Here is a 12,050-nt window from a genome sequence, read left to right as displayed (position 1 = left end):
GTTTTTCTTTAGTGAATTGCGGTTTTTATTTCGTCTAACTTTAAATTCAAATGAACTCGGTAATATTCATTATCTTGAGTAATGGTCAGTTCGTGTGCGTTTGGATAAAGAAGATCGAGACGGCTTTGGATGTTTACTAATCCAATACCTGAATTTTCAGGATCTTTTACATAATTTTCAATGGTGTTTTCGATCCAAAAGTCAAGATTGTGATCTGTTATCAGAATCTTGATTTTTACGTGGGCTGCGCCTTTATAATCAGTTCCGTATTTAAAAGCGTTTTCAACAAAAGAAATCAATAGTAAAGGCTCAATAAACTTGTTTTTTGTATCGCCATGAACATTGATTACAATGTCTTCAATATTATTTAATCGAAGTTTTTGCAATTCGATGTAATTCTGAATATAATTGACCTCTTTTTCTAAAGCCACCGTTTTGTTGTCAGTCTCATACAGCATATAGCGCATAAGTTCAGACAAGGTTACGATGGCATCAGGGACCAAATCAGATTTTTTGTGTGCCAGAGAATAAATACTGTTTAGAGAATTAAATAAAAAATGCGGATTGGTTTGTTTACGCAAATAGATTAATTCTGTATTTGTTCTATGTGTTTCGGCGATCAGTTTATTTTGCTGATTATTATAAAATTCAGTTAATGTTCTAATAATGGCTGAGATCGTAATAATAAGAATATAGAAAAATGAAGGAGCAATTTTAAAAAAAAGTGGCTGTCTCATTTCTATTCTGTGATGCATCTTGCCATCTCTCGGAAAAAAATGGGGGTCGCGAATAATGGTTTCAGAATGTATCATTTTTTCAGGTCTTAAATGTCTAATTTCAGGAACAAAATAATTGAACCTTATTACCATAAATAGAACAATCAGACCAATGGCAAACGCACCATACAGCCAATATTTTTTTTGTAGCAAATAATTTGGAACCAAATAAAAATAGTTCAGATAAAACAATAATATTCCCGAAAGCCATTGGGCGTAAAAATCGTTGTCGAGCTTAAACGGACTTTCATAAAACTGAATTAATGAAGTCAGAATAAAGAAAATCCATATCATAAAATGGAATAATATTTTGTTGTAGCCTGTATTTTTAATGGTATCGATCTGCATTTACAATTTTATTTTTAATAAAATTAATTCATTTTTGGTTACCGTTGGAGATAAGTTTTGTTTGAGTTTCTGCTTAACAAGATCAGCAACTTTTAGGGCATCGTTTTCTGTTTCAAAGCTTTTAGTGTCGCTTATTACGGGAATAACAGACTGTTTAATTAAAACTTTTTCTTTGTAAGCAATTGTATATCCCCATCCAGAATTTGTTTTAAAAGAAGCAGTTGTTAAGGTTTCCTGTTTTGCACAAGCGGCAAAAAGAAGAGTAGCAAAAACTATCAAATACTTCTGGATATTACTCCAGAAGTATTGTTTAATATTAGTTATCATCATCGCTTTGTTCGTCTAATGGCTTAAATTCCCAAGCATCATCAAAGTAAGTAGAGCCAACTCTTCCTAACATATAGAATCCGCGGTTATTTATTGAGAAACCAACAGCATCTGTTCTTGTAGCACCTTCCATTGGAGTTCTTTCTGTCCATAAATCAGTTGCAGGATTGTATTCCCAAACTGTTTTGATGTTTTCACCACCAACAACATATCCTAAGCCGTTCATAGAAAAGCTCGAAGCATTAGAACGCACAATAGCATAATCGTCGTTGTAACTGTAATCGTCATCTGTATCTTTATCGATATCACGTTTTCTTGTCCAAACATCTGTTGATGGATCAAATTCCCAGAAATCTTCTTGATAAACGCCATTATTTACACCAGTTACCAAATACGCCTTGTCTGCAATTGTAAAAACAGTCGCGTTACGTCTTTTGTTTCCGCTGAAACCATTTACTAAAGTCCAAGTATTGGCTTGATCATCGTATTGATAAAAATCTTTTAAATAGTTTCCGTCATAACCTGTTCCAAAATACGCTTTGCCGCCAACCTGAAAACCAACAGCAGCATAACGAGCTGTTCCAGCAAAATCTGTTTTTTGTGTCCAGCTGTTTGCAGAAGGATCATATTGATAAAAGTCTTTCAGTTTGTTTGTTCCGTCATACCCAAGACCTACATAGCCTTTGTCGTTTAATGCAAAACTAGAAGCAGAACTTCTACCTATACCGCCAAAATCTGCTTTTTGCTCCCAATAATCTCCATTTGAGTTATAAACCCATAAATCTTTTAAATAAACATCGCCAGTATAGCCGCCGACTACATAAGCATAATCTCCGATCACGAAACTTGTAGCACTAGATCTTGCAGGGCCGTCAAAGGCAGATTTTTTAATCCAGTTTCCTACCAAATCATCATCGTCATTATCATTGCTGCAACTTATAAAAAAGAGGCTCGAAAAAAGCGCTGTGAATAAAATTCCTTTTTTTAGATTAATCATAGTGTATTTAATATTTATTGTTTGTATTTGATCCCGATTCCTAAAACGTAACCATTTCCGATATTATAATCGTAAACTTCATGGTCACTGCTATCTAGTAAATTGTATTTTTTGTTGAAATCATAACCAGCTTTAAAATTTAAAAACCAATTGCCTCCAACATTTCTTTCGTATTCTAAAGCCGATGTCATTTGCGATAAAATGGCTTTTTCAGCATTGTTTTCTGTATTAGAAATTTCGTCTAAACGATAAAAGTTTCCATTAAAACTATTTGTCAGACTAAATTTGTTTCTATCATTATTGGAATAAGAAATTTTTGAATCTGGGAATCCTATTCTAAAATTGGTTTTCTCATTCATTTTATAATCAAAAGCAACAATTGGTGTAAATTTTGGCGCTCCAAAAATGGACGTTCTGCCAACTCCGACAATTACATTCAGTTTTGAACCAATCTGATGGCTGATTTCTAAACTTCCTAAAACAGTAACATCTGAAAAATCCAATTTGTTCTGGAAATTTGCTGTCGGAATAATAGAAAGTTGCCATTTTGTTTTTTCTGTTATTTCAGACGAATACTCAAACTTGTTTTGAATTTGATTGAATTTATCCTGATCTGCATAAAAATCATAGGGATTCAATTCGTAATTCACCTTCAGATTAGAATATTCTAATGTGTTCGTTATTTTGCTTTTTGCTCCCAGTTTCTTTTGATAAAAAACAGCAATGTTTGTTTCGCTAAAATTTACCTTTTCTGTTGGCTCAGTTTTGAAATTAACAGCAGCGCTAAAATTTTCCTGAGCTTTTAAACCTAAACATGAAATCAAAAAAAGAGAACAAATTAAAAACCTTACTTTCATTATTTATTTTATTGGCTCAAAATTAGATGGATGAACCTCTTTAAAAAAAGAAGATATATATACGACGTGTTTTGATAGACAAAACCGCCATTTTTCGCGTCGAATTAAAATTTGGTAGCAGAATTCAGATTATAGATTGTTTTATAGAATTTGTAGCTTAAAAGAGCACGATAGTATATGTTATGATGTGTTGCCAAAGCGGGCAATTTATATTTGCTCAAAAAATTAATTATGCACAAGTTTATATTGATACTGCTTTTTGTACTAACCTTATTTTCATGTGGTACAGATACAGACACCGGAGAATTTACTGTTGGGTCAGATTATCTCGCGTTAAGCAATAAAGTAATCATGGTAGATACAGTGACCGTAGAAATGTCAACCATCAATTTTGACTCGCTGGCAACTTCAAATAGAAGTAGAATATTAATTGGAAACTACGATGATCCTATTTTCGGAAAAGTAAAATCGGATAGCTACTTTCAGCTTTCTACTAGTAATTATGCTTTGTCTAGTGTGGGTTCAGATACAGAGTCTGTCAATTATGTGTTTGATTCCATTTCTATGATTCTTAAGTACGATCGTTATTACTACGGAGATACAACAAAAGTTCAGACATTTAACATACATAGATTAACTCAAAAGGTTAAGCCCAATAGTGAAGACGATAATTTCTATAACAATTCAACTTTGAGTTACAGCTCTGAAAGTTTAGGAACAATTTCATATAGGCCAAGTCCTCTTCAGAAAGATTCTATTAATGTCAAGATGAGTAAGGAATTTGGAGAGGCACTTTTTCAAAAAATAAAAAAAAGGGAAATTACAGATTACGATAGTTTTACAGAGTATTTAAAAGGATTGGTGCTTGTGCCTGAAACATCAAATTCGTCGAGTGCTATTGGTTTTAGTGTTTCAACAAGTAAAGTCCGAATGTATTATTCAAAATATCAGGCAGATGTTGAAGAGGTTTCCTATATACTCGATTTTCAAATTTTAGATGCTACTAAACAGTTTAACTCTATTTCATCGGATAAAACAGGGACGATTCTTCAAAACCTTCCAGTTTCGTCTAGTAAATTATCTAGTCTTTTAACCAATAATCAAGGCTACATTCAGTCTGGAACTGGAGTAGCTTGTCGAGTCGATTTTCCGAATATTAAACAGTTTAAAAATATTTCGACGAATGGAGCTATTGTCGATGCAGAATTGATTTTGAAACCTGTCAATAATTCTTATTCAGAGAAATATCCTTTAGCAGATTCTCTCACTGTTTATGTCGGTGACAATTTGAATCGGATAAGTGGTACTCTAGTAAATGCAGCTGGTACTTCAGTCTATGGCAAATTGAACCAGAAGAGCGATGAATTTAATGAAAATGTAGGCTATTACATTTCTGTGGGAGCTTTTCTGCAGAAAGAAATGCTAAAGCAATCCGATTCCAGATCTTCACTTATTTTAACCTTGCCAGGAATTGCACAATCTGTTAACCGAATAGTTTTAGGTGATCAAAAACACTTGAACAATAAAATTCAGCTGAAAATTTATTACATCTCTTACTAAATGAAAAATAAAATTGTTTTATGGAGTTGCTTCCTTTTAATGTCGCTGACTTCGTTTTCTCAAAGTATTTCAAGTTCTCCATATTCGCTTTATGGCGTTGGAAGTTTGTATGATTCAGATTTTGGTTACCTGCCTTCAATTGGCGGTTCAGGAATTGCGTTACCTTCAGATACTTTTATTAATAATTTAAATCCAGCGTCTTTAGGGTTTATGTATCAGAATCATTTTCTTTTTGACATTGGAGGAAAAGCTATTGCTACAACTTATCAGAGTAATACTCGTACAGAAAAACGAAATAATTTTCAGTTTTCTCATTTGGCTTTTGCTTTTCCTGTCACTAAAAATTCGGGTTTTAGTTTGGCACTTCGTCCATATTCAAGTTCAGTATTTAAAATCTCAAATTTAAAACTTCCAATTGCCGATAGTCAGGAATATTATTATGTAACGGCACAAGGATCTGGAGGCTTGAATAATCTTGATTTTTCATACGGATATAGATTTGGAAAAAAATTAACAGTGGGAGCAACTGGAACGGTGCTTTTTGGGAACACAGTTGATGATCGTGCTTTTTTAATTTCAAATACAATTGCTACCGTTCATAAACAAACAGATTATAGAGGGATTCGTGCAACATTAGGAGTTCAGTTTAAAATAGATTCGACATTTACAATCGGAACAACGCTTAAGGTTCCCACAAGGATAAATGCATCCAAAGTACAATCTGTAACAAGTATTGCAGATGAGGTAGAATCTTCTGTTGAAACCGACAAAGCTTCAGATGCCGACGATTATTATATGCCTTTAGAAATTGGTTTTGGAGCCAGTAAGCGATTTAAAAACAATTTAAATGTGACTTTAGATTATGAAAAAAGTTTCTGGAAAAACACCAATCAATCTGAACTTTATGGCGAATTTGTAAATCAAGATCGTTTCGCATTGGGATTGACCTATAGCGCCACAAAGAATGTAAGAAGATATTGGGATAGAGTAGGGTACGCAGCAGGTATAAACTTTGATAATGGTTATCTTGAAGTTGATAAACAGCGTGTAAATAGTGCATCTGTTTCTATTGGACTAAATCTGCCCATTGATAACACATTTTCGTCACTTAACATTTCTTATTCTTACGGACAGAAAGGCAGAATCGCAAATGATTTAATAAAAGAAAATTATCATAAAATATCGCTCAATTTATCATTGGACGGAATTTGGTTCGTCAAGCGAAAGTTTGAATAATAATCTAAAAATCTTTTTTGATTACCGGATATTTATATTCTAAAATTGATTCTAAAACTTTAGGATTAGAATTGACATAAAATACAGGATCAATATCTGTGCTTTCTGAAAAACCAACTTTATCGCGAAGCAGATTTTTAGTCTGGCGCGCAACAGCTTCTCCTGAATCTATTATTTTAATATGATCTGGGAGAATTTTTTTTATCTGAGGAATTAGATAAGGGTAGTGGCTGCATCCTAAAACTAAGTAATCGATATTAGCTTCAATCATAGGCTGAAGATATGACTCCAATAATTGTGTCATTTCTGGTGAGTACAAATTGCCATCTTCAATAAGCTGTACAAGTCCATGTCCGACCTGCTCAATGATTTTGGTGTTGTGAAACATCTCAGCAGTTTTATTAAAGAGTTCACTGTTAAGTGTTCCTTTTGTAGCTAGGATTCCAATAACCTGCGTTTGAGAATTGTTTGCAGCAGGCTTAATGGCAGGTTCAATTCCAACAAACGGAATGTCATAATCTGCACGAAGTTCGGCTATAGCATTTGTAGTTGCTGTATTGCAGGCCACAACAATTAATTTGCAGTTGTTTTCAAGTAAAAATTCCACATTTTTTTTGCTTAATGCAACAATCTCATCTTTACTTCTTTGACCATATGGCGCATTTTTATTGTCAGCCAGATAAATGGTTTTTTCATTTGGAAGAAGGTCATGAATGGCACTCCAGATGGAAGTTCCGCCAATGCCAGAATCAAAAACGCCTATAGGATTATTATTTATCATAAAGCAAATTTACTATTTTTTAAATATAATTCGTAATTCTAAGTTAAGTGAAATCTTGAAATAATACCAAAGATTAGCTTTGATTTTTTGTAAAAAAAAACTGCTCAAATTATAAAAATTGAGCAGTTTGATTTTAGAGATTTAACTTCTTAGAATCCTAAATCTTTTTTAACGTCAGCAGTGATGTTTGGACCATCAGCTAATAATAAAGTAGAACCATCTAAAACGTATTGGAACCCTTTAGCTTTTCCAACTTTTTGGATAGAAGTTCTAACTTTTTCCATTAAAGGTTTTACGATATCAGTTTCTTTTTGTTGTAATTCTTTTTGAGCATTGTCTCTGTAATCAACAATTCTCTTTTGCATATCTTGAACCTCTTTAGAACGCTCACCGTTTACAGCATCAGTTACAGTTGCAGCTTCAGCTTCGTACTTTTTGATTTTTACTTGATATTCGTCAACCATTTTTTTGTATTCAGCATCATATGTACCACTTAATTTTTGCAGTTGATTTTGAGCATCTAGCATAGCAGGCATTTTCGACATGATCTCGCTTACATCAACATGAGCTACCTTCGCTTGCGCGTTCATTGTGTTACTTGCTCCTAAAATAAGAATTGCAGCAATTAGTAAAGTTTTGATTTGTTTCATCATTTTTAAAATATTAATTAATTATTGGTCGTATTTGTTTTTTGCGTTTCGGCTTCTTTTGCTTTTTTAGCCGCTTCTCTTTCTTCTAAAATTTTCTTTCTTCTTTCTTCCAATTCTTTTTTACGCTGTTCGTAAAGTAATTGTCTTTCTTCTGCTTTTGTCATTGCAGGCTGTTCACCGGCAGGCGTGTCTCCTGTAGCTGTAGGCGTTGCCGTTTTAGCAGTTGAGCTTGTTTTGGCAGCATCTGCTGCTGCGGCTGGAGCCGCTGTTGCTGGAGCTGTTCCAGAAACCGTGCCATTTTTTTTAGCTTCTCTCTCTTCTTGTAAAGCTTTTCTTCTGTCTTCGTATTCTTTTCTCTTAGCTTCCTGTTCTAGTTTTCTGTCTTGAATTAGCTTTTCTCTCGCCGCTTTTTTCTCGTCAAGTGCTTTCTGACGGTCAGCCATTGCTGGATTCTCGTCAATCGCATTTTCAATATTTTCTTTTGCTTCTTGCTCTTTCAATTGTTTTTTAGTCAGCTGTTCACGTTTTTCAGTACGGTTTAAAATCCTTAAAACTTGATCGCTAATGTCAAATCTTTTATTGCTAAAAAGCATGGTAAGATCTGATGATTTATCAAAAACAAAATCATAATTTTTTGCTTCGGCTATATCTTGTACGGCAGTAAAAACCTGATCCTGTATAGGCTTTGCTAAAGCTGCTTTTTGTCTCATTAGATTTCCATCAGAACCAAATTGTTTCTGCTGATAATCCATCATTTCCTGTTCGAGAAACTTAATTTCAGTTTCTCTTTCTTCTATTAATTCTTTTGTAAGTAAAGCTTTTTCTGTTTTTAAGCTTTCCTTCAAATTATTTATATTTAATTTTTTGGCCTCAACTTCCTGTTTCCACTTTTGAGCTTTTTGCTCTAATTGTGATTTGGCTTCTTTATAATCGGAAACATTTTCTAAAATATATTCCATGTCGATGTAGCCAATTCGAGTAGTCTTTCCTTGTGCCTGACTTGTATTTGCTACAATCAAGGCTAAAAATATAAATAAAAATTGTTTTCTCATAACATAACTTTATTTGATGATTTTTAACCAAACGTTATTTCTTTAAAATTGTTGTCCAATAATAAAGTGTGTTTCCCAACCATTAGCTTTTGTTTGTCCTGGAAGAGCATCAAACCCGTAACCAAAGTCAATACCCAATAATCCAAATGCAGGCATGAATACACGTAATCCAGCACCAGCAGAACGGTTTAAGTCAAATGGGTTATAATCTTTGAACGTTGGATAAGAAGAACCTGCTTCTAAGAACGTTAAGGCAAAAATAGATGCCGATGCTTTTAATGTAATTGGATAACGCAATTCCATAGAGAATTTGTTGTAAATCGTTGCTCCAATCGCATCTCCATTTGCATTTACAGGAGTTAAAGAGTTATTTGGATAACCTCTCAACTGAATTGTTTCTCTACCATCCATTGAGTAGTTTGCCATACCATCACCTCCTAAGTAAAAACGCTCAAACGGAATTACACCTCTTTCTTGGTTATAAGCTCCTAAGAAACCAAACTCTGTTAAGGTTCTTAGTACTAATTTCCCATAAACTTTAGTATACCAGTCTCCTTTAAATTTAACTTTATAGTATTCTAACCAGTTGTATTTTTTCTGATCGACTTTTGCCACGTCTGTATCGGCACTTGAGTAATCAGAACCAACGCTTACATAACCAGTTTGACCGTTTACAGTTTCTGTTTTAACATAGTCACCATTATTAAGTGGTTTTCCGTCTATACCACTTCCTGATGTTCCAGTATATTGTGTTTTGTATTCTTTTTGGTTTTGTAAATCGCCATAATCAATACCATTAAATAATGAGTATGGAGGAGTAACTTTTGCCGTAATACTAAATTCAGAACCATAAGTAGGGAATATAGGATTTACCCCTTTATTACTTCTTGAAAGTCCAATAGTATAAGCTAAGTTTCTTGATGCACCATTACCAAAAGTAAACAAACCTGTGTTATAATTGTTCAAGTCATAGTGCTGATAACTTACAGATTGTGATAACACGAAGTAGTCATCTGGCACGGTTAATCTTTTTGCTAAACCAACTTGGATTGTAAAAATATTAAAACTTTTGCTTTTATCAACGGTTCTAGTGATGTAATTGTTAAGAAATTGCTTACTGTATGAAATAGACGAACTAAATTGTACAGGTTTTTTCCCTCCAAACCAAGGCTCTGAGAATGATAAGCTATAAGTTTGGAAATATGTACTTCCTTGTAAACGAAGAGCAACTTTTTGTCCATCTCCCATTGGTAACGGTTTATAAGCTTCTTTATCGAAGATTTTACGCGCCGAGAAGTTGTTAAACGAAAGTCCCAATGTTCCGATGAAACCTCCACCACCATAACCTCCTTGAAGCTCTACCTGGCTAGATCCTTTTTCAACTACATTATATTCAATATCAACAGTTCCTGCTCCAGCATCAACATTTTTAAATTTAGGATCAATTGCCTCAGGATCAAAGAAACCTAATTGACCAATCTCGCGAATAGTTCTAACTAATTGTTCTTTGCTATATTTTTCACCAGGTTTTGTTCTTAACTCACGGTAAATAACATGGTCATTTGTTTTATCATTTCCAACAACAGTAATTTTGTTGAAATAAGCGATAGGCCCTTCAGTAACTCTAATCTCAAAATCGATCGTATCGTTAACTGTTTTTACCTCTACAGCATTGATATTTGAAAATAAATAACCATTATTTTGGTATAAATTCGTAATATCTTCTGCATCTGGTTTTGTCTTATCGGCTATTCTTTTTTCTAGTAAAACTCCATTATAAGTTTCACCTTTTTTAATTCCTAAATAACGGCTTAAAAGCTGATCTGAATAAACAGTGTTACCTAAGAATTTGATATTACCGAAGTAATATTTGTTTCCTTCTTCTACATTAATCTTGATTGCAAGTGTATTCTTTTGCTTGCTATACTGTACAGAATCGTAAATAATACGTGCATCACGATATCCTTTTTCTTTGTAAGCTGCGATTACTTTTTCTAAGTCAGTTTTGTATTTCTCAGGAATAAATTTGGAAGCTTTGAAAACGCGAATGAAGTTTTTCTGTTTCGTGTCTTTCATTGCAGCACGCAACTGATTGTCTGTTAGTTGTTTGTTTCCAATAAAGTCAATGCTGCTTATTTTTACCTTATCTCCTTTATCTATTCGAACAAGCATATTTACTTGATGCCCATTGATAGTATCTGGAGTATTTGTTATAGTAACTTTTGTGTTATAATAACCTTCTTTTTTGTATTTATTTTCAATGTAATTTTTTGTCGTAGTGATTAAGTTTTCGTTTACAATCTTGTTCTTAGTCAAATTGTTATCTTTAATTAAGCCTTCTACTTTGCTTTTCTTGACACCAACGATTTTAACTTCATTTAATTTAGGAAGTTCAACGATATCTAAATCTAAATAGATACTATCGTTTTCTACTTTGTTAACGTAGAAAGCGATTTCGTCAAATAAACCAAGTTTTCCTAATTTTTTAATTGCGCTACTGATTTCTTCTCCAGGAACAGTGATTTCTTGACCTTTTTGAAGTCCAGAAAAGGTTACAACAGTCTGCTCATTGAAGCTTATTTTACCAACAACAGAAACTTTAGCTAGAATATATTTTTTCCCTTGATCAAAAGGAACTCTTTCTTGTGCTTTAATTTGTGAAAAACTACCCAAAAGTAAAAGGGTAAGGACTATTTGTATTTTTTTTTGCAACACTAAAAAATTATTTAATTTGTTCACTGGTTTTTCCAAATCTACGTTCTCTTTTTTGATAACTAATAATAGCCTCATATAAATCTTGGTCTTTAAAGTCTGGCCATAAGACATTAGTAAAATACAATTCTGCATAGGCAATCTGCCATAGCAAAAAATTACTTATTCTATGTTCTCCACTTGTTCGTATTAATAAATCTACGTCTGGTAAATTTTGCGTGTAAAGATGCTCATTTATAATTGAATCGTCAATAGTGTCTATTGAAATTATATTATTTTTAACTTTATCACTAATTGCTTTTACAGCATTTACCAGTTCCTCTCTGGAGCCATAACTTAAAGCGAGGGTAAGGGTTAAGCGAGTATTATTTTTAGTTTTTTCCATAACATCCAAAAGTTCTTTTTGGGCTGTTTTTGGTAATTTATCAAGATTTCCAATTGCATTAAGTCTGATATTGTTTTCTTGAAGGGTTACTAGTTCTTTTTTTAATGAATTGATCAATATTTTCATTAACGCCTGAACTTCAAGTTTTGGACGATTCCAGTTTTCTGTAGAAAAAGCATACAGGGTTAAATACTCAATTCCAAGTTTGGCTGAGGTTTTAATTATTTCTTTTACAGATTTTGTGCCATTTTCGTGACCAAACGCGCGCAAAAAACCTTGTTGTTTTGCCCAGCGTCCGTTACCGTCCATAATAATGGCAAGGTGTTTAGGTAAATTTGTGTGATCTATTGATTCTATTAAATTCATTTT

11 protein-coding genes are annotated in these 12,050 nt (G+C 33.2%); 2 read left to right on the top strand and 9 right to left on the bottom strand.

What is annotated here, in order from left to right; translation table 11 throughout:
- Nucleotides 1-8: 8 nt before the first annotated feature.
- Genes JI750_RS01705 through JI750_RS01690 form a run of 4 tightly spaced genes read right to left on the bottom strand, consistent with a single transcriptional unit; the run spans nucleotide 9 to nucleotide 3,305 of the window.
- Nucleotides 9-1,124: a sensor histidine kinase gene (locus JI750_RS01705; RefSeq protein WP_201998554.1), complete on the bottom strand. Its 1,116-nt coding sequence runs from the start codon at nucleotides 1,122-1,124 to the stop codon at nucleotides 9-11.
- Nucleotides 1,125-1,454 carry a DUF4907 domain-containing protein gene (locus JI750_RS01700; RefSeq protein WP_201998552.1) on the bottom strand — a complete coding sequence of 110 codons (330 nt, stop codon included), beginning with the start codon at nucleotides 1,452-1,454 and terminating at the stop codon, nucleotides 1,125-1,127.
- Nucleotides 1,441-2,448 (bottom strand): Kelch repeat-containing protein, encoded by a 1,008-nt coding sequence (locus JI750_RS01695; protein WP_201998550.1) that lies wholly within the window; start codon nucleotides 2,446-2,448, stop codon nucleotides 1,441-1,443. Before JI750_RS01695 ends, JI750_RS01700 begins: the two co-directional genes overlap by 14 nt.
- 14 nt (nucleotides 2,449-2,462) lie before the next feature.
- Nucleotides 2,463-3,305, bottom strand: a complete 843-nt coding sequence (locus tag JI750_RS01690) for a DUF6268 family outer membrane beta-barrel protein (protein ID WP_201998547.1) — start codon at nucleotides 3,303-3,305, stop codon at nucleotides 2,463-2,465.
- A 231-nt stretch (nucleotides 3,306-3,536) separates the two neighbouring features.
- Here JI750_RS01690 and JI750_RS01685 point away from each other — a divergent pair, with 231 nt between their 5' ends.
- Both JI750_RS01685 and bamG read left to right on the top strand, forming a co-directional pair.
- Nucleotides 3,537-4,865, top strand: coding sequence for a DUF4270 family protein (locus tag JI750_RS01685; protein ID WP_201998545.1), 1,329 nt, complete (start codon nucleotides 3,537-3,539; stop codon nucleotides 4,863-4,865).
- Complete coding sequence (gene bamG / locus JI750_RS01680) at nucleotides 4,866-6,101, top strand: BamG family beta-barrel-assembly machinery protein (protein ID WP_201998543.1); 1,236 nt, start codon at nucleotides 4,866-4,868, stop codon at nucleotides 6,099-6,101.
- 4 nt (nucleotides 6,102-6,105) lie between these two features.
- Here bamG and murI read toward each other — a convergent pair whose 3' ends face one another.
- The 5 genes from murI to uppS form a co-directional block, all read right to left on the bottom strand.
- The gene (gene murI, locus JI750_RS01675; protein WP_201998541.1) at nucleotides 6,106-6,882 is read right to left on the bottom strand and encodes a glutamate racemase; all 777 of its coding nucleotides are present in this window, start codon (nucleotides 6,880-6,882) and stop codon (nucleotides 6,106-6,108) included.
- A 149-nt stretch (nucleotides 6,883-7,031) separates the two neighbouring features.
- Entirely contained in the window at nucleotides 7,032-7,535 is a 504-nt protein-coding gene (locus JI750_RS01670) for an OmpH/Skp family outer membrane protein (RefSeq protein WP_172426837.1), read from the bottom strand.
- A 14-nt stretch (nucleotides 7,536-7,549) separates the two neighbouring features.
- Nucleotides 7,550-8,584 carry an OmpH/Skp family outer membrane protein gene (locus JI750_RS01665; RefSeq protein ID WP_201998539.1) on the bottom strand — a complete coding sequence of 345 codons (1,035 nt, stop codon included), beginning with the start codon at nucleotides 8,582-8,584 and terminating at the stop codon, nucleotides 7,550-7,552.
- 42 nt (nucleotides 8,585-8,626) lie between these two features.
- Nucleotides 8,627-11,374, bottom strand: coding sequence for a BamA/OMP85 family outer membrane protein (locus JI750_RS01660; RefSeq protein WP_201998537.1), 2,748 nt, complete (start codon nucleotides 11,372-11,374; stop codon nucleotides 8,627-8,629).
- The gene (gene uppS, locus JI750_RS01655) at nucleotides 11,307-12,047 is read right to left on the bottom strand and encodes an undecaprenyl pyrophosphate synthase (protein ID WP_111364908.1); all 741 of its coding nucleotides are present in this window, start codon (nucleotides 12,045-12,047) and stop codon (nucleotides 11,307-11,309) included. The genes JI750_RS01660 and uppS overlap by 68 nt, the downstream gene beginning before the upstream one ends.
- Nucleotides 12,048-12,050 lie beyond the last annotated feature (3 nt).

Source organism: Flavobacterium tagetis (genome assembly GCF_016735615.1).
GTDB classification, from domain to species: domain Bacteria; phylum Bacteroidota; class Bacteroidia; order Flavobacteriales; family Flavobacteriaceae; genus Flavobacterium; species Flavobacterium tagetis.
Note: the sequence above shows the minus strand (reverse complement) of the source record. Positions and strands in the feature narration are given on the sequence as shown.

Bases quoted from the DNA above. Each gene is read 5' to 3' on its own strand.
- murI (WP_201998541.1), bottom strand. From the start codon at position 6,882: ATGATAAATAATAATCCTATAGGCGTTTTTGATTCTGGCATTGGCGGA.
- JI750_RS01695 (WP_201998550.1), bottom strand. From the start codon at position 2,448: ATGATTAATCTAAAAAAAGGAATTTTATTCACAGCGCTTTTTTCGAGC.
- JI750_RS01665 (WP_201998539.1), bottom strand. From the start codon at position 8,584: ATGAGAAAACAATTTTTATTTATATTTTTAGCCTTGATTGTAGCAAAT.
- uppS (WP_111364908.1), bottom strand. From the start codon at position 12,047: ATGAATTTAATAGAATCAATAGATCACACAAATTTACCTAAACACCTT.
- JI750_RS01685 (WP_201998545.1), top strand. From the start codon at position 3,537: ATGCACAAGTTTATATTGATACTGCTTTTTGTACTAACCTTATTTTCA.
- bamG (WP_201998543.1), top strand. From the start codon at position 4,866: ATGAAAAATAAAATTGTTTTATGGAGTTGCTTCCTTTTAATGTCGCTG.
- JI750_RS01660 (WP_201998537.1), bottom strand. From the start codon at position 11,374: ATGAGGCTATTATTAGTTATCAAAAAAGAGAACGTAGATTTGGAAAAA.
- JI750_RS01705 (WP_201998554.1), bottom strand. From the start codon at position 1,124: ATGCAGATCGATACCATTAAAAATACAGGCTACAACAAAATATTATTC.
- JI750_RS01670 (WP_172426837.1), bottom strand. From the start codon at position 7,535: ATGATGAAACAAATCAAAACTTTACTAATTGCTGCAATTCTTATTTTA.
- JI750_RS01700 (WP_201998552.1), bottom strand. From the start codon at position 1,454: ATGATGATAACTAATATTAAACAATACTTCTGGAGTAATATCCAGAAG.
- JI750_RS01690 (WP_201998547.1), bottom strand. From the start codon at position 3,305: ATGAAAGTAAGGTTTTTAATTTGTTCTCTTTTTTTGATTTCATGTTTA.